17 protein-coding genes are annotated in these 19,552 nt (G+C 66.2%); 4 read left to right on the top strand and 13 right to left on the bottom strand.

Annotation, left to right across the window (positions count from 1 at the left end; translation table 11 throughout):
- Positions 1-50: 50 nt before the first annotated feature.
- Positions 51-797, top strand: a complete 747-nt coding sequence (locus F3I16_RS07230; RefSeq protein WP_160493050.1) for a TorF family putative porin — start codon at positions 51-53, stop codon at positions 795-797.
- A 167-nt stretch (positions 798-964) separates the two neighbouring features.
- Positions 965-1,870, top strand: a complete 906-nt coding sequence (locus tag F3I16_RS07225) for a DMT family transporter (RefSeq protein ID WP_160493049.1) — start codon at positions 965-967, stop codon at positions 1,868-1,870.
- Between the two features lie 53 nt (positions 1,871-1,923).
- Here the strand turns inward: F3I16_RS07225 and cysK are convergent, their stop codons facing one another.
- Complete coding sequence (gene cysK / locus F3I16_RS07220; protein WP_160493048.1) at positions 1,924-2,898, bottom strand: cysteine synthase A; 975 nt, start codon at positions 2,896-2,898, stop codon at positions 1,924-1,926.
- 282 nt (positions 2,899-3,180) lie between these two features.
- On the opposite strand from cysK, the gene F3I16_RS07215 reads away from it, so the two are divergent.
- Together F3I16_RS07215 and F3I16_RS07210 are read left to right on the top strand one after the other, a co-directional pair.
- Complete coding sequence (locus F3I16_RS07215; protein ID WP_160490078.1) at positions 3,181-4,026, top strand: MoxR family ATPase; 846 nt, start codon at positions 3,181-3,183, stop codon at positions 4,024-4,026.
- A 160-nt stretch (positions 4,027-4,186) separates the two neighbouring features.
- On the top strand, positions 4,187-5,365 hold the full coding sequence (locus F3I16_RS07210; RefSeq protein WP_160493047.1) for a VWA domain-containing protein: 1,179 nt from the start codon (positions 4,187-4,189) through the stop codon (positions 5,363-5,365).
- A gap of 249 nt (positions 5,366-5,614) precedes the next feature.
- Here the strand turns inward: F3I16_RS07210 and F3I16_RS07205 are convergent, their stop codons facing one another.
- The 12 genes from F3I16_RS07205 to F3I16_RS07150 all read right to left on the bottom strand — a co-directional run bounded on the left by F3I16_RS07205 (position 5,615) and on the right by F3I16_RS07150 (position 19,543).
- A complete protein-coding gene (locus F3I16_RS07205) occupies positions 5,615-6,523 on the bottom strand; it encodes a DUF2950 domain-containing protein (protein ID WP_160493046.1) in 909 nt (302 codons plus the stop codon).
- 13 nt (positions 6,524-6,536) lie between these two features.
- Positions 6,537-8,141 (bottom strand): DUF3300 domain-containing protein, encoded by a 1,605-nt coding sequence (locus F3I16_RS07200; protein WP_160493045.1) that lies wholly within the window; start codon positions 8,139-8,141, stop codon positions 6,537-6,539.
- A 317-nt stretch (positions 8,142-8,458) separates the two neighbouring features.
- Positions 8,459-9,523: a DUF2167 domain-containing protein gene (locus F3I16_RS07195; RefSeq protein ID WP_160493044.1), complete on the bottom strand. Its 1,065-nt coding sequence runs from the start codon at positions 9,521-9,523 to the stop codon at positions 8,459-8,461.
- 189 nt (positions 9,524-9,712) lie between these two features.
- Positions 9,713-11,383 (bottom strand): NAD(P)/FAD-dependent oxidoreductase, encoded by a 1,671-nt coding sequence (locus F3I16_RS07190; protein ID WP_160493043.1) that lies wholly within the window; start codon positions 11,381-11,383, stop codon positions 9,713-9,715.
- Between the two features lie 79 nt (positions 11,384-11,462).
- Complete coding sequence (locus F3I16_RS07185; RefSeq protein ID WP_160493042.1) at positions 11,463-12,194, bottom strand: TorF family putative porin; 732 nt, start codon at positions 12,192-12,194, stop codon at positions 11,463-11,465.
- 254 nt (positions 12,195-12,448) lie between these two features.
- Positions 12,449-13,930, bottom strand: a complete 1,482-nt coding sequence (locus F3I16_RS07180; RefSeq protein ID WP_160493041.1) for an aldehyde dehydrogenase family protein — start codon at positions 13,928-13,930, stop codon at positions 12,449-12,451.
- A 30-nt stretch (positions 13,931-13,960) separates the two neighbouring features.
- Entirely contained in the window at positions 13,961-14,911 is a 951-nt protein-coding gene (locus F3I16_RS07175; protein ID WP_160493040.1) for an NTP transferase domain-containing protein, read from the bottom strand.
- A 12-nt stretch (positions 14,912-14,923) separates the two neighbouring features.
- Positions 14,924-16,426, bottom strand: coding sequence for an aldehyde dehydrogenase (locus tag F3I16_RS07170; RefSeq protein WP_160493039.1), 1,503 nt, complete (start codon positions 16,424-16,426; stop codon positions 14,924-14,926).
- A gap of 17 nt (positions 16,427-16,443) precedes the next feature.
- Positions 16,444-17,490: an aminoglycoside phosphotransferase family protein gene (locus tag F3I16_RS07165; protein ID WP_160493038.1), complete on the bottom strand. Its 1,047-nt coding sequence runs from the start codon at positions 17,488-17,490 to the stop codon at positions 16,444-16,446.
- A gap of 4 nt (positions 17,491-17,494) precedes the next feature.
- Complete coding sequence (locus F3I16_RS07160) at positions 17,495-17,839, bottom strand: cupin domain-containing protein (RefSeq protein ID WP_160493037.1); 345 nt, start codon at positions 17,837-17,839, stop codon at positions 17,495-17,497.
- A 59-nt stretch (positions 17,840-17,898) separates the two neighbouring features.
- On the bottom strand, positions 17,899-18,264 hold the full coding sequence (locus F3I16_RS07155) for a cupin domain-containing protein (protein ID WP_160493036.1): 366 nt from the start codon (positions 18,262-18,264) through the stop codon (positions 17,899-17,901).
- On the bottom strand, positions 18,257-19,543 hold the full coding sequence (locus F3I16_RS07150; RefSeq protein WP_160493035.1) for a glycosyltransferase: 1,287 nt from the start codon (positions 19,541-19,543) through the stop codon (positions 18,257-18,259). Before F3I16_RS07150 ends, F3I16_RS07155 begins: the two co-directional genes overlap by 8 nt.
- Positions 19,544-19,552 lie beyond the last annotated feature (9 nt).

Raw genomic sequence — 19,552 nt, 5'->3', positions numbered from 1 at the left:
GGCCCGGCACCCGCTGCAAACCCGATAATCACAACTACAGGGTCCACCCCATGCGTACCTATCAGCACCTCACTCTCGCCATCGCCGCCTTGAGCTGCAGCCTGCAGGCCGCGGCCATCGAACTGAACGAGCAGTTTTCCCTGGTCGTCACCCCCATGCTGAGCAGCGACTACCGTTCCAGCGGCATCTCGCAAACCCTCGGCGACCCCGCCGCCCAGCTCGACCTGATGCTCACCCATGCCAGCGGCGCCTACCTCGGCGCCTGGACCAGCAACGTCGAATTTGGCTACGACTGGGAAAACGACGACGACTACGGCACCCGCCAGGAAATCGACTACTACGCCGGCTACTACTGGCAGATCAGCGATGCCATCAGCCTGGACGCCTACTACAACAAGTACACCTACCCGGGTGAAAGCCAGTTCAACGGCTCCGAGGTCTACCTGACCCTGGACGCCTACGGCTTCTTCGTCGGCGGCAAGCACTCGCTCGACACCGAGGAGAGCTACTTCAACACCTACGTCGGCTACCGCACCCAACTGCCGCTGGAAATCGGCCTGGAGCTGCGCTACGAGAACGTCGACTACAAGGACGACGTGTTCTTCAACAGCGACTGGAGCCAGGCCGAGCAGGACTACAACAACTGGGAGGTCAAGCTGAGCCGCGACCTGCTGGGCGCCACCTGGGGCCTGAGCTATGTCGACACCGACCTGTCGGATGACCAGTGCGCCAGCTTCAGCGGCTACGACGACCTGTGCAGCGCCGGCGTGGTGGCCAGCGTCAGCAAGGCGTTCTAGAACGCCGCCAGCAGACCGTAGGGCGGGGGCAACCCGCGCAACCGGGCATCGCGGATTGCCCCCGCCCGACGACGCGCCAACTGTATGGCCGATTTGAAAGTCAGCTGCGCATTGCATGCCATGGCGGCTGGCGTAACCTGAACGGCTCTGCCCAAGCGTGCCGCGCCATGAAACCTGCCGACCTGCTCCGCCTGCTCCTGCTTGCCGCCATCTGGGGCGCCAGTTTCCTGTTCATGCGCGTGGCCGTGCCAGTGCTCGGCAGCATGCCCACCGCCTTCTTCCGTGCCAGCCTGGGCGCCATCGGCCTGCTGCTGTTCCTGCTGCTGGTACGGCCGAGCTGGGCGTTTCGCGGCAAGTTCAGGCAATGCCTGCTGCTCGGGGTGATCAATGCCGGCCTGCCCTCGGCCATGTACTGCCTGGCCGCGCTGATCCTGCCGGCCGGCTATTCGGCGATTTTCAACGCCACCACGCCGCTGATGGGCGTGCTGATCGGCGCGCTGTTCTTCAGCGAGGCGATGACCCCGAGCAAGGCCGCCGGCGTGGCCCTCGGCCTGTTCGGCGTGGCGGTGCTGACCCGTACCGGGCCGGTGGCCTTCGACCTGGAACTGCTGCTCGGCGCCGGCGCCTGCCTGGTGGCGACCACCTGCTACGGTTTCGCCGGCTTCCTCACGCGTAAATGGATCGGCCAGCAGGGCGGCCTGGACAACCGCCTGACCGCCTTCGCCAGCCTGTGCGGCGCCAGCCTGTTCCTCCTGCCGCTGTTCGCCGGCAGCCTGGCGCTGCAGCCGCCGACCAGCTGGGGCGGCATCGAGGTGTGGCTGTCCCTGGCTGGCCTGGGCCTGCTCTGCACCGCGTTCGCCTACGTCCTGTACTTCCGCCTGCTGGCCGATATCGGCCCGATCAAGGCCTCCACCACCACCTTCCTGATCCCGCCCTTCGGCGTGCTGTGGGGCGCCCTGCTGCTGGACGAGCCGCTGAGCTGGGCCTACCTGCCGGGTTGCATGCTGATCGGCGTGGCGCTGTGGCTGGTGGTGCGGCCGAGCACGCCGCGCACGGCAACGGTCAAGGCCTGATCGCGGAAACGAAAAAGCCGCCCGAAGGCGGCTTTTTCATGTGCGGAGAACTGTTACTGCTGCAACTCTTGTTCGGTGAACAGGTCGCTGAACAGCATGCTCGACAGGTAGCGCTCGCCGGAGTCCGGCAGGATCACCACGATGGTCTTGCCCTGCATGTCCGCCCGCTCGGCCAGGCGCACCGCCGCCGCCATCGCCGCGCCGCAGGAGATGCCGCAAAGGATGCCCTCCTCCTGCATCAGGCGCAGGGCCATGGCCTTGGATTCCTCGTCCGTGACCTGCTCGACCCGGTCGACCATGGACAGGTCGAGGTTGCTCGGCACGAAACCGGCGCCGATGCCCTGGATCTTGTGCGGCGCCGGCTTGAGCTCCTCGCCGGCCATGATCTGGCTGATCACCGGCGAGCTGACCGGCTCCACCGCCACCGAGAGAATCGGCTTGTGCCGGCTGTTCTTGATATAGCGCGACACCCCGGTGATGGTGCCGCCGGTACCGACACCGGCCACCAGCACGTCGATGGCGCCGTCGGTGTCGTTCCAGATTTCCGGACCGGTGGTCTTCTCGTGGATCGCCGGGTTGGCCGGGTTGTCGAACTGCCCGGGCAGGAAGTACTTGGCCGGGTCGGAACTGGCGATCTCGTTGGCCTTCTCGATCGCACCCTTCATGCCCTTGGCCGGGTCGGTCAGCACCAGCTCGGCGCCCAGGGCCTTGAGCACCTTGCGCCGTTCCAGGCTCATGGACGCCGGCATGGTCAGCACCAGCTTGTAGCCACGGGCGGCGGCGACGAAGGCCAGGCCGATGCCGGTATTGCCGGAGGTCGGCTCGACTATGGTCATGCCCGGCTTGAGCACGCCGCGCGACTCGGCATCCCAGATCATGCTGGCGCCGATCCGGCATTTGACCGAATAGCCCGGGTTGCGCCCCTCAATTTTCGCCAGAATGGTCACGCCCTTGGGGCCGAGGCGATTGATCTGCACCAGCGGGGTGTTGCCGATGGATTGGGCGTTGTCGGAATAGATGCGGCTCATGGCAGGGTCCTTGGACAGGCAGAGGCGAGACTCACAAGCCTAAGCCGCCAACCAGAGGGCGTCCAGCACCTGAGCGCGGACAGGCCACGGGGCTTGGCCGACAGCGAACCGCCACGGCGCACCAGGCCCGTTATCTGAACCGCAGATCGGGTGACTCGCCATTCAGTGACTGAATGCCGCGTCTGCGTTCACAGCCTGGCAGACTGCGCGGTATAGTCGGTTTTTCACGCTACAACAGCGCCGGGCGCAGACTCCGGGGCGTTACCGTTCGAGGATTACACGATGAAGTTCGAAGGCACCCAGTCCTACGTCGCCACCGACGATCTCAAACTCGCGGTGAATGCCGCCATCACCCTGCAGCGCCCGCTGCTGGTCAAGGGCGAGCCGGGCACCGGCAAGACCATGCTCGCCGAGCAGTTGGCCGAGGCCTTCGGCGCCAAGCTGATCACCTGGCACATCAAGTCCACCACCAAGGCCCACCAGGGCCTCTACGAGTACGACGCGGTCAGCCGCCTGCGCGACTCGCAGCTGGACTCGGACAAGGTCCACGACGTGCGCAACTACATCAAGAAGGGCAAGCTGTGGGAGGCCTTCGAGGCCGAGGAGCGGGTGATCCTGCTGATCGACGAGATCGACAAGGCCGACATCGAGTTCCCCAACGACCTGTTGCAGGAACTCGACAAGATGGAGTTCTACGTTTACGAGACCAACGAGACGATCAAGGCCAAGCAGCGCCCGATCATCATCATCACCTCGAACAACGAGAAGGAACTGCCGGACGCCTTCCTGCGCCGCTGCTTCTTCCACTACATCGCCTTCCCCGACCGCAACACCCTGCAGAAGATCGTCGACGTGCACTACCCGAAGATCAGCGGCGAGCTGGTGGCCGAGGCGCTGGACGTGTTCTTCGACGTGCGCAAGGTGCCGGGCCTGAAGAAGAAGCCGTCCACCAGCGAGCTGGTCGACTGGTTGAAACTCCTCATGGCCGACAATATCGGCGAGGCGGTGCTGCGCGAGCGCGATCCGACCAAGGCCATCCCGCCGCTGGCCGGTGCCCTGGTGAAGAACGAGCAGGATGTGCAGCTGCTCGAGCGCCTGGCCTTCATGAGCCGCCGCGCGTCTCGATAAACGGGCCGGCTGCGCGTCGGCCAGACTGCGTTGAGAACGGGCTCGGAATGCTCATTTACACGAGTAAACTGCGCTTCCTCGCCCGTTCTCGCCTTGCCTGGCTCTAGCTCGCTCGCCCCTCACACCGAGCGGGCAATCGAGCCACAAATGAGGGCACATCATGCTGCTCAACCTGTTCAATGAAATGCGCGCGGCCAAGGTGCCGGTCTCGGTGCGCGAGCTGCTCGACCTGATCAACGCGTTGAAACACAACGTGGTGTTCGCCGACATGGACGAGTTCTACTTCCTGGCGCGCACCATCCTGGTCAAGGACGAGCGTCATTTCGACAAGTTCGACCGCGCCTTCGGCGCCTACTTCAAGGGCCTGGAGAACCTCAACCAGCACATCGAGTCACTGATCCCCGATGAATGGCTGCGCAAGGAGTTCGAGCGCCTGCTGACCGACGAAGAGCGCGCGCAGATCCAGAGCCTCGGCGGCCTGGACAAACTGATCGAGGAATTCAAGAAACGCCTCGAAGAGCAGAAGGAACGCCACGAAGGCGGCAACAAGTGGATCGGCACCGGCGGTACCAGCCCGTTCGGCTCCGGCGGCTACAACCCGGAAGGCATCCGCGTCGGCGACGCCGGCAAACGCCAGGGCAAGGCCGCCAAAGTCTGGGACCAGCGCGAGTACAAGAACCTCGACGACCAGGTCGAACTGGGCACGCGCAACATCAAGGTGGCCCTGCGCCGCCTGCGCAAGTTCGCCCGCGAGGGCGCGGCGGAAGAATTCGACCTCGGCGGCACCATCGACCACACGGCCAAGGACGGCGGCCTGCTCAACATCCAGATGCGCCCGGAACGGCGCAACACGGTGAAGCTGCTGCTGCTGTTCGACATCGGCGGTTCGATGGACGCCCACGTCAAGGTCTGCGAGGAACTGTTCTCGGCGTGCAAGACCGAGTTCAAGCACCTGGAGTACTTCTACTTCCACAACTTCATCTACGAGTCGGTGTGGAAGAACAACCTGCGCCGCACTTCCGAGCGCTATTCCACCCTCGACCTGCTGCACAAGTACGGCCCGGACTACAAGGTGATCTTCATCGGCGACGCGGCCATGGCGCCCTACGAGATCACCCAGGCCGGCGGCAGCGTCGAGCACTGGAACGAGGAAGCCGGCTACGTGTGGATGAAGCGCTTCATGGAGAAGTACAAGAAGCTCATCTGGATCAACCCCTACCCCAAGGATGCATGGAGCTACACCGCTTCCACCAACATCGTCCGCGAGCTGATCAACGACCAGATGCACCCGCTGACCCTGCGCGGCCTGGAAGAAGGCATGCGCTTTCTCAGCAAGTAAACAGAAAGCTATGTACCTGTTACGCGTTGCTACGCCGCGCTGTTGTTTGGCTCAAGTGCTCGCGGTGGCTGCTCTGGCTGTTCGTGGGAGCGAATTCATTCGCGATCAGGGCCTACGCCGAGCTGCCGGTTTATCGCGGATAAATCCGCTCCCACTAAAGCTAGATGGCCTGTGCAACATGGAACGGGCACATAGCCAAACAAAACGGGCCCGCATGGGCCCGTCTTGTCTTGGCGCCTGTGCCGCCGCTCAGGGCGTGGCCAATGTCGCGTCTTCGGCCGCGGCCTCAACCTCATTCCAGCTGCTGTCCGGATCGAAACGGCTCATGGTGGTCGCCAGTTTCGCGCCGTCCGGGCCCAGATCCTTTTCGAACACCTGACCGTCGTGACTGATCATGAAACTCATCACGCCGCTGTCGCCATATTTGGCCGGCCAGGCGATCAGGGCAAAGCCGCGGCTCATGTTGTCGCCGAGCCGGTAGTCGTAGGCGCCGCCCGGTGCCGAGGCGCCCTGGGCGCCGAGGATGCGGTAGTGGTAGCCGTGCCACTCGCCGTCGGGCAGTTCGTCACCGAATAGCGGACCGAGCGGGCTTTCCTCGAGACCGGGCTCTTCGGCCCAGTACAGCCCGTCGTACTGACCGTCGCTGCTGATGAACTGCTGCGCGTACTCCAGCACCCCATCGCCGTCGCGGTCGACCTCGGCGTAGTCCATCTGCGCATCATGGTAAGCCAGCGCCGCCTGCACGGTGGCCAGCTCGTTGCGACCGATGCGGCGCACGCGGATTTCCTCACCGCCGGCCTTGGTATCGAAGATCCAGCCATCCTTGCCCTGGACCAGCGGCAAGGGGAAGGTCCAGGGCGTGTTGCCTACCACCAGGTCGGCGCGCCCGGGCGCGGCGGGGTGCAGCACGCTCTTCTGCCGATAGAGCGCGAGGAAGGCATCGACATCCTCGCGCTCGACGTCGGCGGTCGGGATGTAGCTTTGCCAGTCGGCGCCCAGCAAAGCCGCCAGGCGCTCGGCATCGCCCTTTTCGGTTCCCAGGGCAGCCACCAGCGCCTCGACGGCGGCATCTGGAGTGGGGTACGCCTGCTGCGCCTGCGCGGCCTGGGCCAGAACGCCCAGCAACAGGATCGAGATCAAACGGAATCCAGCAATCATGGTGATTCTCCTGTCAACGCCGGCGGCCGCCGCCGCTCCGGGACGGTGCCCGGGAGGCGCGTTGCACGGTCTGGCCGCTGGCGCGGGCCGTTTGCGGCCGGCTGGCGGTGGCCCGGCTGGTCTGGCCACGGCTGGCTTGCGCACGCGACTGCGAGGGGCTGCGGGCACCGGTGAAGGCGTTGTCGCGGGTTCCGCGGGCACTGGCGCTCTGCTGGCGCACCTGCTGACGAGCCTGCGGGTTGCTTTGCGCACGCTGGCGGGCCTGCGCATCGCGGGCCGAGGCCTGGGCTCGCTGTCGCGTCTGAGCGTCACGGGTCGAAGCCTGGGCCCGCTCGCGGGCCTGCGCATCACGGGTGGCGGCCTGGGCGCGATCGCGGGCCGGATCCCGGCTGAAATCGCCGGCCCCGGCCTGAGCCCGCTCGCGGGCCTGCGGATCGCGGTCGAGCTCGCGCGTCGCGCTCTGCGCCCGTTCGCGGGCCTGCTGGTTGCTGGTGGCCGGCGAGTCGATGCCGCGCTGCTCCAGTGACTGTCGCGCCCGCTCGCGCTCGGCCACCCGCGCCGTATCGTGCCCCCGATAGGCATCACGCTGCGCGCTCCCCTCCAGGCGCCGACTGTATTGCTCGCGGTTGGCGCTGTCGCGGTAGGGCACTCCGTCGCGATTGATCGAGTTGTGCTGCCAGTTGTTCTGGTTGGCATTGATCTGCCGGTTGCTGTTGATGTTGTTGTAGTGCTCGACATCGAGGTCGATGTCGTCATTGTCCCAGTCGCAGTCGCCCCACAGCGAATCGATGATCGCCACCCCCGCGCCAAAGGCCAGGCCCGTAGCCAGCGCGCTACCGAAGTAGTAGCCCGGCGGTGGTGGGTAATACACCGGCGGCGAGGCCGGATAGGGCCAGGTGCCGTAGACCGCGTTGGGGTTGTAGCTGGGCACATAGACCGTCTGCGGCTGGGCCGGCTCGATGATGATGGTCGGCGGGACGGCCTCCTGTTGCACTATCACGGTCGACTCGGCCGAGGTGGGGGCGGGAGCCGGGGCGGCGGGCTGCTCGGTCACCCGCTGCTGCTCGTTGGATTCCAGGTTGCCGGCGGCTTGCGCCTGCCGCCGCAGGCGCTGCACCGAGTCCATCACGGCGTCGGGCTGGGCCAGGAAGGCATCGCCCACCCGCTGCACCCAGGCCGGATCCTGCCCCAGGGTGGCCAGTGCCGCCGGGAAGGCGACCAGCGACTGCACGCTCGGATCCCAGGGCTGATCCGCGACCTCGCGCACCGCGCTATCACCGCTGCTGTTCGGATGCGCCTTGGACCAGGCCACGGCGTCGGCGACATCGCCCGGATAGGTCGAGGCCATCAACACCTGGGCCAGCAGCGCGTCCGGGTACAGGGCCAGCGGCGCCATCATCTGGTCCAGCTCCTCCGGCGTGAATACGGCGTTGCTGACCGCTGCCGGCGCTGGTGCTGGTGCTGGCGCCACGGGGGGCGTGACGGCGGCTGGAGCCGTTGCCGGCGCCTCGGCAGCAGGAGTGGCAGCAGGAGCCTGCGCCTTGGCGGGTTCCTCATCCGGGCAACCGGACAGGGCCAGCACGGCAAGCAGGATGATGGAGCGATGGCACACACGCATGGCGCTTCTCCATAGCGAAGAAAAGCGGGGTTAGATGCAGGGCCACCTGACTGTCGCCAGCGTGGCCAAGTCCGAGGGATCGTGCGCAGAGCCGGGCCGGCGCGGCGATTGCCTTCAGCCTAGTCAATCGGCCCAGCTTTGCCGCATTGATCTGGCGAGTGGCGGCTAGCCTCTGCCAGGTCTCGTCGATAAGCACACCCCAGCGTGGTCGAGGAGGAAGTCGCTGGCCGACCGCCCAGACCGGAAGGCCAGCAGGCGCCTGGCAGAAACGACAAGGGCCCCAGTGGGGCCCTTGTGGGTGCAATGCGCGATCAGGCTCAGGGCTTATCGCCGTCCGCCTTGTTCAGGTCCAGCACCGTACGTGCCGGGGGCTCGACCGGCTGCCCGGCAACCGGTTCGGCAGTCGCTTCGGCGACCGGCGCGGCGGTTTGTGCCTGGCTCTTCTTGCCGAACAGGCGCTTGCCCAGCCAGCCGATGACCAGCAGCGGCACGATCCACAGCTTCTTCAGCAGGATCAGCAGGGTGGCGAACAGGCCGGCCTTGGCCGCCAGCTTGCCGGCGATCAGCGCACCGATGCCGTAGGCCGCCACTTCGTCCATGTCCGGATCGAACTCGGCATAGCGATGGCCCTGGTTGAAGTCGGTCATGGCCAATACGGTCGGCACGTGCTGCTGGATATCGGCCAGCTGATCCATGTTGGCGATGAAGTTCAGCACCAGCACGCCTTTGCGACCGAGCACGCGGATGTTGTAGTTGAGGGTGTTGGTTTCGCTGTCGCCGAACTTGAGTTCCTTGGCCCAGTGCAGCTTCTTGCCCTGGTCGTCGTAGTGCGGCTGGGCGGCCCAGCCGACCAGCTCGACCGACTCGTAGCCATTCTCGGCGCGCCACTGGTTGTCGGCCACGGACTCTTCCTGCAGGTCCTTGAGCATGTCGTCGTAATCGATGTCGGCGGCGTCCTCATCGGATACGTAGCCGCTTTCCTCGTACTCGATGGTCGCCGCCCAGGACTCGGCGGCCAGCGGCGAGATGCCGGCCGGCAGCACCATGCCCAGCGGCAGCTCGGCATCCGGCGGGTTGCCCCAGGCCTCGACCAGCAGGCGCTCGGCGTCGGCACCGTTGAGGAAGACCAGGTTGTCCGGCAGGTTGAGGGTGGCCAGGTTGTCGCCGATCACCACTTGGCCGGTCTGGAAGTTCAGGCTGGCGATGAAGGCCTCTTCGTCGAATTCCTCGACTTCGTCCTCGGTGACCGCGGCGCTCTCCTCCTCCGGTGCGGCGGCTTCGGCGGCTGCGGGAGCCGGGGCATCGGGGGCCACGACCACGGCGTGGGCGGCGGGTACGGCGGCGGCCAGCAAGGTGGCCAGGATCAATTCCTTGATCGACATAACAACTCCATGACGACGGGGGTAAATGGGGAGCGCTAGCCTAACATGGCCCATCCAGAGGTTCGGCAAGCCAGTGCAACTTTTTGCAACATCTGCCGGAAGCGCAGGCAGGCGGAGACCTGCCTGGCCCATCGTGCAGACTCGCACGCTGAGCCAGTCGGGATCCGCCTTATTCCACCATGCCGCCTGCTAGCCCTGTACCAGCGCCTTGGCCGCCAGCTCGCCAGTCTCCACCGCGCCATTGAGGAAGCCCCAATACTCCTGCGAGCAGTGTTCACCGCAGAAGTGGATGCGATTGCCGGCGTCCTTCTGCCATTGCGCGCCCCAGAAGCGGGTGTAGTCGCCCAGGGCCGGGGCGCTGTAGCTGCCCTTACTCCAGGGGTTGGCCGCCCATTTGGACACCAGTGCCTTGCCCTGATAGGCCGCGGTGGTGCCCGGGAAAACCGGTTCGATCTGCGTCAACAGCTTGTTCACATCGCTGGCTGCGGCCTGGGCGAACGGCTGGCTGGTGTTCAGCGCCAGCCCCTGCTGCCCACCCAGGTAGTCACACAGCACGCTGCCGGTGGTGGGCTTACCGACCTGGGTGTCCCATACGGTGACGAAGCCGCTGGCGCCGGAATAGCTCACCCCGTTCATCTGCACCGGATGGTCGTCCACATAGCGCAGCGCCCCCCAGGGGCGCGAGCCGCACTGGATATGAATTTTGCCATTGCTGCCCATGCGCAGCTCGTCGATCGCCAGCTGCTTGGCCGGGGAGAAGGTGGCCCGCACCTGAGGCGACAACTCGACCTCACGCAGTTTGCTGAAGGGCAAGGCCAGCACCAGCTGATCGCAGATGTCGCTGGAGCCATCGCTGAAGGTGCAGACATACGGCCCCATGGCGCTGCCGGAAATGGCAGTCAATGCCTTGCCGGTGACCACGCTGCCCGCCGGCAACTGGCTGGCCATGCCGTAGGCCACCGCGTCGTTGCCGCCGGCTATGTGGTAGCGCTCGTCGGTGCCGGCCAGGGGGAATGGCTCGTTGATCGAATTGAACGCCATCAGGTAGACCAGGTTGAGACAGCCCTGCTGCTCCGGCGGCAGGCCGTACTCGGAGATCAGGTTGGCCTGCATCAACTGGCCGAAGTGGCTGTTGGCACCGATGCCGGTCTGGTTCAGCCAGTCGATGGCGCCGATCTGGTCGAGGCGCGCGTGCTCGGCGTTGTGGCTGTTGTGCATCGGCTGCCAGGGCGCAGCCTGCTCGGTACGCTTGAACAGGTCATAGACCCCGCGCCAGTCTTCGCCAAGCTGCTCCTCGCGGTAGAACTGGTTGTTCAGGTAGTACAGTTCTTCGCCACCGGGCAAGGCACCGCTGTTGACGTCCTCCAGGCTCAGGCCCAGCTGGTGCACCAGGTTGCGCAGCGCACTGTGCTCGGTGGACACCAGCTCGCCACCGCGCTCCACGGCCATGCCCTCGTCGAAGAAACCGCGGGTGGTGAAGGCCCGCCCGCCGATGCGCGTGCTCGCCTCGTAGACGGTGCTGGGGTAGCCATACTGCTGCAACCGATGGGCGCAGCGCAGGCCGGCCAGGCCGGCACCGATGATGATGACCCGCCCCGGATTGCTGCCCTGCCCGCCCATGGCAGCCAGGGCCGGGCCCATGGCGCCGAGCAGGCTGGCGCCGGCCACACCGGCGCCCAGGGTCTTGAGAAAATCACGGCGCTGCTGACGTTGCAGCTGCGCCAGGCGGGTCTGCTCGCGCTGAATGTCGAGCAGTTCGTCGACCGGGATGCCGGTGCGCTCGGATTCGTGATGAGCCCACTGCAAACGGCGGAACAGGCGGGCCAAGGGGGAATTGCTACGACTGGACTTGCGACTCATGGGGTACCTCCAATGCGGGGTTGAACCACTATGAATACGAACCGCGCCCTTGCAGGCGCGGCCACTGCGCAGATGAGAATCAGAAGGTCTTGCTGACACCGAGCACCAGGTTGGCCCCGCAGACGTCGTCGAAGCCGTTGTAGCTGGCGCACTCCTCGTCCGACAGATCGGAGTCGACATAGGCCAGCGACCAGTCGAGGCTGACCAGGGTCTTGCTCAGGCTGACCTGCCACTCGTTGAAGCTGTCACGGGCACTGCCGTTGTCATCGAAGAAGGTGTCGTCCTTGAAGTCGACCCAGCCATACCGCAGGTCCAGGCCGACATCCATCGGCAGGCTGGTCTCGTAGCCGACGAAGCTGTACAGGTAGCTCTGGTCGCCGCCCATGTCGTCGGAGTAGTAGCCGCCGACGTAGCCGCCATAGGCCGAGAGCTTGGCGAAGCTCTCGCTGTAGTTCAGTCCGCCCTCCTTCGGATACTCGTACTCGTAGTAGGTGACATCCAGGGCGATGTCGTCGGTGGCCTGCCAGTAGTAGCCGAGGTAGTAGTCGATCTCCTGGCGGGTCTTGCTGCCATAGCCGAAGTCGACGTTGGAGCTCCATACCCCGGCGTACAGGCCGCTGGAGTGGGACAGGGTGGCGGAACCCTGGATAGCGGGGTCGTTCTGGGTCTGCGACATGCCCCGCGAGTGGTAATCGCTGTAGGCGCCGATGTTCAGATCCAGGCTGAAATCGTCGTTCAGGGTGATGGCCTGGGAGGCCGACCAGGGCGCCAGCAGCATGCCGGCCATGCAGAGTTTCAGTGCGTGATTCATAAGCTGCTCCATAGGTGTTTTTCGCTTGTTATGGGCTGGCGCTCGCCGAAAAACTGCAGAGACACGCCAGCGTTTTTCCCTGATGCCTGAGCAAAGAGAAAACCTTGCCGAATTGCGCTCACCGCCCTGCCCATGGCCTTTTTCCGGCATGCGCAGGCCCTCGAGCGGCAACGCAATCGGTTGATTGGTTGGCCCGTACCGCGACCTTGTCTGGTTAAAGCGCCGACGCCCGGTTCAGGACGCCGGCGCGTGACTTACTTGATGTACCAGCCCCAGGGCTGGGCGCTGTCGTAACGGGTGATCTGCTTCACCTCGCGGTAGCTGTCGAAGCCCCACTGGCCCAGTTCGCGACCGATACCGCTCTGCTTGTAGCCACCCCAGGGCGCCTCGCTGAAGGTCGGTTGCGAACAGTTGATCCACACGATGCCGGCGCGCAGCCCGCGCGCCACCCGCTCGGCACGCGGCAGGTCCTGCGACATCACCGCCGCGGCCAGGCCGTAGACAGAATCATTGGCCAGGCGCAGCGCCTCCTCCTCGCTGTCGAAGGCGCGCAGGCAGACCACCGGGCCGAAGATCTCCTCGCGCCACAGCGCACTGTCCACCGGCACCTCGGCGAAGATCGCCGGGGTGAGGAAATAACCCTTGTCCAGCTGCGCCGGCACCTCGCCGCCATAGGCCAGGCGCGCGCCGCTCTGCTGCCCGTCCGCGATGGCGCTGAGCACCTTGTCGCGCTGCCCGGCGCTGACCAGCGGGCCGAGCAGCACGCCCTCCTCCAGGCCGTGACCGATGCGGATCTTGCGCGTCTGCTCGATCAGCCGTTCGAGCAGGCGCGGATACAGCGCCCGCTCCACCAGCACCCGCGAGGTGGCCGAGCAGACCTGGCCCTGGTTCCAGAAGATGCCGAACATGATCCACTCCACCGCCGCGTCCAGGTCGCTGTCGGCGAAGACGATAAAGGGCGACTTGCCGCCCAGCTCCAGGCTGAGGTTTTTGATCTCGCGCGAGGCGGCCTGCATGATCCGCCGCCCGGTCGGCACGCTGCCGGTGAAGGCCAGCTTGTCCACCCGCGGGTGCTCGGCCAGCGGCGCGCCGGCGTCCGGACCGAGCCCGGTGACCAGGTTGAACACCCCGGCCGGCAGCCCCACGGCATGCACGATGGCCGCTAGCTCCAGCGCCGTCAGCGGGGTCAGCTCGGAGGGTTTGAGCACTATGGTGCAGCCGGCGGCCAGGGCCGGGGCGACCTTCCAGGCAGCCATCAGCAGGGGGAAGTTCCACGGAATGATGGCGCCGACCACGCCCACTGGCTCGCGCTCCACCCAGCAGCTGAAACGCTCGTCAGCCAGCTCGATTGGCTGCGTCGGCTGTTGCTCGGCGGCTTCGGCCAGGCCGGCGTAGTAGTCGAAGCAACCGGCTGCATCGGCGATATCCCACTGCGCCTCGGCCAGCGGCTTGCCGTTGTCGCGCACCTCCAGCTCGGCGAGTTGCGGCAGGCGCTGGCGAATCCCGGCGGCTATGGCGCGCAGCAGGGTTGCCCGCTCGGCACCCGACAGGCGCGGCCAGGGGCCCTGGTCGAAGGCCCGGCGCGCGGCCTGCACCGCCAGGTCGACGTCCTCGGCGCTGGCCGCCGGCACCTGGGCCAGCACGCTCTCGTCACTCGGGTCGAAGCTGGCGAAGCTCTGCTGGCGAGCAGGGAGTCGCCATTGCCCATCGATGTACAGGTGCTGATAGATATCCATCTGCGCGGGTTCCACTGAGTCGATTGAGAGTTAACAGGCCGGCTGCGCGGTGATGCGCACATGCTGCAGATGGCTGAACGCGGCGATGCACGCGCCCTGCTCCACCTGCACGCCGGGGCCGAACACCACGCAAGGCTCGACGCGAACATCCACGCCCAGCTCGGTATCGGCGCTGAAATACACGGTGTCGGCAGCAGCCAGGGTCACCCCAGCCTGCATGGCCTGCTGGCGGCGACGACGCTGGAAGATCTGCTCCGCCGCATGCAGCTGCTCGCGGTCGTTGACCCCGAGGATCTCCTCCTCGGCCACTGCCACGGCGACCACCGGCAAACCGGCGGCATTGGCCAGCTCGACCGCGTCGGTGAGATAGAACTCGCCCTGGGCATTACCGTTGCCGATGCGCTCCAGCAGCCACAGACAGTGGTCGGCGCGAAAACCCATGACCCCGCCGTTGCACAGGTTGATTGCCAGCTCCTCGGCGCTGGCGTCCTTGGCCTCGCGGATCGCCAGCAGGCGCCCACCCTCGGTGAGCAGGCGGCCGTAGGGGCCGGGCTGCGCCGTGGTGAAACCGGCCACCGCCACCGCGACGCCGTCGATCAGGGTCTGGCGCAGACGCTGCAAGGTTTGCGCACCGATCAGCGGCGAGTCGCCGAACAGCACCAGCACGCAGCCCTGCTCATGCCTGAGCAGCGCCGGGCGCGCGGCCAGTACGGCATGGGCGGTGCCCAGGCGCTGCTGCTGGATGAACTGCTGGGCCGCCGGCGCCACCTGCTGCACGTACTCGGCCACGGCCGGCGTATCCGGCCCGACCACCACGGCCAGTTGCTCGATACCCGCCACAGCGGTGGCGGCCAGCACATGGCCGAGCAGCGGGCGATTGCCCACCTGGTGCAGCACCTTGGGCAGGCTGGAACGCATCCGCGTGCCCTGGCCGGCGGCGAGCACCACCGCCAGGGTGGGAAACAAGGCATGTTCGCTCATATTCGGCTGTCCTCAGGCGCGGTAGAACTGATCATCGGCGTAGGGGTACCACCACAACTGGATCTGCGGCTGGTGGTCGATGATCACCATCTTCGAGCGGCGGAAGGCGTCGAGCCCCTGGCGACCCAGTTCACGGCCCATGCCGGACATCTTCCAACCGCCGAAGGGCAGCGCGTCGTTGTCGATCAGCGGGTTGTTGACCCAGACCATGCCGGCCTGCAGGCGGTCGGCGGCCTCCATGGCCTCGGCCAGATCGGTGGAAAACAGCGAGGCACCGAGGCCGAATGGCGAGTCGTTGGCCAGGCGTACGGCTTCGTCGAAGTCGGCAACGCGGCAGATCGCCGCCACCGGGCCGAAGCACTCCTCATGGAAGATCTTCATGCTGGCGTTGACCCCGGTGAGGATGGTCGGCTCATAGAACCAGCCGCAGTCCTGTCCCGGCGGAATGCGCCCACCGCAGACGACGGTGGCGCCCTTCTCGACCGCGTCGTCGACCAGCCGCATGACCTTGTCGCGCGCGGCCTGGCTGACCAGCGGACCGACCTCGCTGTGCTCCAGACCATGGCCGATGCGCAGCTGGCGAGTCTTCTCGGCGAAACGGGCGACAAACTGGTCGTGGATCTCGTCGACCACGAAGAAACGCTCGGCCGAGGTGCAGATCTGCCCGCTCAGGTGGAAGGCTGCGGTCACCGCACCGGCGGCGGCGACTTCCAGCGGCGCATGCTTGCTGATGATCATCGGGTCGCTGCCGCCGGCCTCGATCACCGCCGGTTTCATTCGTTCGGCGCAGGCCACCGCCACCGCCTTGCCGGCGCCGACGCTACCGGTGAAGGCCACTGCGTGGGTGCGCTCGGACTGCACCAGCAGCTGTGCGGTCTGCGCATCGCCCGGCACACAGGACACCAGCCCGGCCGGCAGCACGCGGAAGTGCTGCATAAATTTGAGGGTACAGAGGCTGGTGCTTTCCGCCGGCTTGATGATGCAGGCGTTGCCGGCGGCGAGCGACGCCGCCACGGTCCAGCACATCAGCAGGATCGGGAAGTTGAACGGCATGATATGTACGCTGACGCCGTACGGCTCGTAGCGCACATGCTGGAAGGAACCGATCTGCGTGGTGCCGGCGACCTTGCCGGCCTCGTCCCGGGCCATCTCGGCGTAGTAGCGGAAGATCGGCGCGCAGTTGGCCAGCTCGCCCATGGCCTCGGGAAACGGCTTGCCCATTTCCAGGGTCATCAGCCGCGCCGCTTCGCGGTTGCACTCCACATCGCTCTCGATGGCATTGGCCAGGCGGTGTAGCAGCGCCGCCCGGCTCTTGGCATCGGTCTGGCGCCAGCCCTGCTGCGCGGCGTTGGCCGCATCGATGGCGGCCTGCACGTCGGCCGCATCGCCCAGGCCGATGGTGCCGACCTGCTGCAGGTTCGCCGGGTCGAAGATCTCACGCAGGCGCTGGGTGGCCGGTGTCTGGTAGTCGGGGCTGATAAAGCGCAGCGGCTTGTCGCAGGTGAAGGTGCTCATGGATTTTCCTAGGGCAGTCAAAGGGTACGGCCGCGCAGCGCGGCGATGACGCTGGCCGGCAGGGGGTCGCGCCAGGACGCGAGCTGCTGGTCGAGCAACTCGCGCAGCGGCAGCAGCGCGGGATGGTCGAGGGCCTGAGCAAACAGGCCGAGGGTGCGCGGCAAATGGTCGAGGTAGCCGAGCTTGCCGTCGCGCTGGGCCAGGCGCACGAAGATGCCGAGCACCTTGGCGTGGCGCTGGGCGGCCAGCACCGCGTAGTCGGCCATAAAACGTGCGGCATCCAGTTGCGGCCGTTGCGCCAGGTAGCGCTGCAGCAGCTCGGCGCGCAGCGCGGCCGGCACGTCGCGGCGGGCGTCTTCCAGCAGCGACATCAGGTCATAGGCCGCCGCGCCCTGCAGGGCATCCTGGAAGTCCAACAGGCCGCAGGCGGCAACCCCTGTGCGGCCTTCCAGCAGCATCAGGTTGTCGACATGGAAGTCGCGCAGCACCACGGCCTCGCGGCGCTCGGCCACCGCCGCGCAGAGCCCACCGAACAGTTGCAGGTAGTCCGCACGCAGCGCAGCGGCCCGCTCGCGGCCGACCTGCAGCGGCGCATACCAGTCGATAAACAGGCCGAACTCCGCCGCCAGCCGCTCAGCGTCGTAGCCCGGCAAGGAGGCGCCATGGCTGGCCGGCGCCTGGTGCAGCTGCACCAGGCAATCCACCGCCAGTTCGTACAAGGGCTGCTCGGCATGCCCAGCCGCCAGCAGGCGGGTGTAGGTGGCGTGGCCGAAGTCCTCGACCAGCGCCAGCCCCGCCGCCGCATCGGCCGCCAGCACCCGCGGTGCCGACAGGCCCAGCCAGCGCAGCAACTCGGCCACCTGCAGGTAAGGGCCGAGCGGCTCGCTGGCGGTTGGCGAATCCATCAGCAGCAGGCCGGCGCCGTCCAGGCGGAAATAGCGACGCGCCGAGGCGTCAGCCGGCAACGCCAGCAGCAGAGTAGCGGCGTGGCCGTGCTGGGTGAGGAAGGCGGCGCGCTGGCCGGCGCGTGCGTCGGCGGCTTGAGTAGGCAGGGCTTGGTTCATGTCATCACCGGATCATGTAGACCTTTTTCACCGTCTCATGGACGGTGCATACGCCTTTCCAGTCCTTGGGAAAGAAGGCGGCGGTGTCCGGGGTGATCTCGATCACCTCGCCCAACTCGTGCACGTAGGTGCAGCGGCCTTCGAGGAAGTGGCAGAACTCGTCGCTGGTCACGTGGCAGAACCACTGCCCCGGCGTGCAGTGCCAGATGCCGCATTCGGACTGGCCTTCCGGGCCCTTGTGCAGCACCACTCCGGAAACCCGCGACTGGCCTTCGAGCATGGTCGGGATCACGCCCCAGTCTTTCAGTTCGGTGACCTGCAGGGGGCGGTGGATAACGGGGGTTTTCATCACAACAGTCTCCAGAAAAAGCCGCGACCGCTTGGCCGGGCGCGGCGAAAAAGATTGGCTCAGGCCAGCATGTACACGTTGCGCAGGGTCTCCTGGACCTCGCACTCGCCGGTCCAGCCGGCGGGGAACAGCACCAGGGTGTCGGAACCGACCTGGATCACTTCACCGTTGTCGTGGCGATAGATGGCGCGCCCGGCAAGGAAGTGGCACAGCTCGTCACGCGGGATCGACAGGCGCCAGGTGCCGGGGGTGCACACCCACAGCCCAACCTCCGGGCTGTTGTTCGGCCCCTTGAACAGCAGACGCCCACTGGAGTGTGAGTTGCCCTTGAGCGGCTCGGTCTGGTAGCCCCAGTCCACCAGGTCGGCATAGCCACGGGCGCCGACTATGTGCGGCGCGCTGGAGTCGAGTCGGGCTTTAGCCATGGTTCAGTACTCCATCGAGGATCTTGGCCGCGTCTTCCGGGCCCTTGCGCGAGCGCATGTAGGCGCTGGTGCGCTGCAGGCGCGCGGCCATGTCGGCGTCGCTGACACACAGCGCCAGCTTCTCGGCCAGCTCCGCGTGCTGCCAGTCGCTGCGGTGCATGCGCAAGCCATGGCCGCTTTCCTCGGCGCGCATGGCGTTGTCGTGGCCGTCCCAGACGTAGGGCATGACGATGGCCGGTTTGCCGAAGTACAGGCACTCGGTGAAGCTGTTGTTGCCGCCGTGGTGGATCACCGCGTCGACCTGAGCGATCACCGAGGGCTGCGGGTACCAGTTGGAGACGTTCACGTTGTCCGGCAGCTCGGGGTATTCCTCCAGGTGCTCGCCAACGTTGAACAGCGCGCGGTACGGCAGCTGGCCGATGCTGGAGATCAGGCGCTTGAGCAGCTGCACGTCACCCGAGCCCAGGCTGCCGAAGCTGACGTAGAGCAGCGGCTTGTCCTGGTTGGCGCGGAATTCGGGAATTTCGTAAGCCTTGTCCTGGCGCACGCAGCCCTGCAGGTAGTGGAAGCGCCGGGCCGGCAGCGGATAGCGGCGCTCGAACTTGACCGGGTCCGGATACAGCAGGAGGTTCATCCAGGGCGACTCCTCGAAGAAGGTGCCCAGCGGATACGGCCGCTCACCGCATTCGGCGAGAAACTGGTTGAAGTCGGCGTGGATCGGCGCAATCACTTCCTCGAACTTGGCGCGGAAACGCGCGTGGCCGTCCTTGTCGTCGATGCTCATGCCCGACAGGTACGGCGGGATATCCGGGTCTTCGACCTCGTTCTCCGAGCAGGAGATGATCCGTACCCAGGGCTTGCCGTACTGCTTGATGGCCGGGAAGAGGATGACGTTGTCGACGCAGATCAGGTCCGGCTTGATCCGGTCGAGGATCGCCGGCAGCTCCTTCTGCGCCCACTTGCTGGTCTCGACTATGGCCGCCCAGCATTCCTTCACATAGTTGTCGAGCTGGTCGATCGGCTCCTTGCGGAAGTTGGGGATATGGCCGTTGACGAAGTCGCTCCAGTAGCGCGCCATGTCCTCGGCCGGCATCGGCTCGGACATGTTCACGTAGTGCTCTTCGAAGCCGTAGGCGGCATACACTCCGGTCATCCCCGGGTCGGTTAGGAACACCGCCTTGTGCCCCAGGGCCTCGCAGGCCTGGGCGATACCGACGGAATTGAGCGCCGGGCCGTAGGCGGCCTCGGGGAAGAAGGCGATGACTTTGCGTTCACTCATGGTCTGGAT

The sequence above is a fragment of the Pseudomonas sp. L-22-4S-12 genome (assembly GCF_009799935.1).
Lineage (GTDB): Bacteria > Pseudomonadota > Gammaproteobacteria > Pseudomonadales > Pseudomonadaceae > Aquipseudomonas.
The sequence above is the reverse complement of the archived record's forward strand: the minus strand, read 5'-3'. Positions and strand labels throughout refer to the sequence as shown.

What these genes read in the sequence shown, in the direction of transcription:
- F3I16_RS07155 (WP_160493036.1), bottom strand. Translation starts at nt 18,264, where the DNA reads ATGGCTAAAGCCCGACTCGACTCCAGCGCGCCGCACATAGTCGGCGCC.
- F3I16_RS07160 (WP_160493037.1), bottom strand. Translation starts at nt 17,839, where the DNA reads ATGAAAACCCCCGTTATCCACCGCCCCCTGCAGGTCACCGAACTGAAA.
- cysK (WP_160493048.1), bottom strand. Translation starts at nt 2,898, where the DNA reads ATGAGCCGCATCTATTCCGACAACGCCCAATCCATCGGCAACACCCCG.
- F3I16_RS07205 (WP_160493046.1), bottom strand. Translation starts at nt 6,523, where the DNA reads ATGATTGCTGGATTCCGTTTGATCTCGATCCTGTTGCTGGGCGTTCTG.
- F3I16_RS07190 (WP_160493043.1), bottom strand. Translation starts at nt 11,383, where the DNA reads ATGAGTCGCAAGTCCAGTCGTAGCAATTCCCCCTTGGCCCGCCTGTTC.
- F3I16_RS07175 (WP_160493040.1), bottom strand. Translation starts at nt 14,911, where the DNA reads ATGAGCGAACATGCCTTGTTTCCCACCCTGGCGGTGGTGCTCGCCGCC.
- F3I16_RS07200 (WP_160493045.1), bottom strand. Translation starts at nt 8,141, where the DNA reads ATGCGTGTGTGCCATCGCTCCATCATCCTGCTTGCCGTGCTGGCCCTG.
- F3I16_RS07225 (WP_160493049.1), top strand. Translation starts at nt 965, where the DNA reads ATGAAACCTGCCGACCTGCTCCGCCTGCTCCTGCTTGCCGCCATCTGG.
- F3I16_RS07230 (WP_160493050.1), top strand. Translation starts at nt 51, where the DNA reads ATGCGTACCTATCAGCACCTCACTCTCGCCATCGCCGCCTTGAGCTGC.
- F3I16_RS07180 (WP_160493041.1), bottom strand. Translation starts at nt 13,930, where the DNA reads ATGGATATCTATCAGCACCTGTACATCGATGGGCAATGGCGACTCCCT.
- F3I16_RS07185 (WP_160493042.1), bottom strand. Translation starts at nt 12,194, where the DNA reads ATGAATCACGCACTGAAACTCTGCATGGCCGGCATGCTGCTGGCGCCC.
- F3I16_RS07150 (WP_160493035.1), bottom strand. Translation starts at nt 19,543, where the DNA reads ATGAGTGAACGCAAAGTCATCGCCTTCTTCCCCGAGGCCGCCTACGGC.
- F3I16_RS07195 (WP_160493044.1), bottom strand. Translation starts at nt 9,523, where the DNA reads ATGTCGATCAAGGAATTGATCCTGGCCACCTTGCTGGCCGCCGCCGTA.
- F3I16_RS07215 (WP_160490078.1), top strand. Translation starts at nt 3,181, where the DNA reads ATGAAGTTCGAAGGCACCCAGTCCTACGTCGCCACCGACGATCTCAAA.
- F3I16_RS07170 (WP_160493039.1), bottom strand. Translation starts at nt 16,426, where the DNA reads ATGAGCACCTTCACCTGCGACAAGCCGCTGCGCTTTATCAGCCCCGAC.
- F3I16_RS07210 (WP_160493047.1), top strand. Translation starts at nt 4,187, where the DNA reads ATGCTGCTCAACCTGTTCAATGAAATGCGCGCGGCCAAGGTGCCGGTC.
- F3I16_RS07165 (WP_160493038.1), bottom strand. Translation starts at nt 17,490, where the DNA reads ATGAACCAAGCCCTGCCTACTCAAGCCGCCGACGCACGCGCCGGCCAG.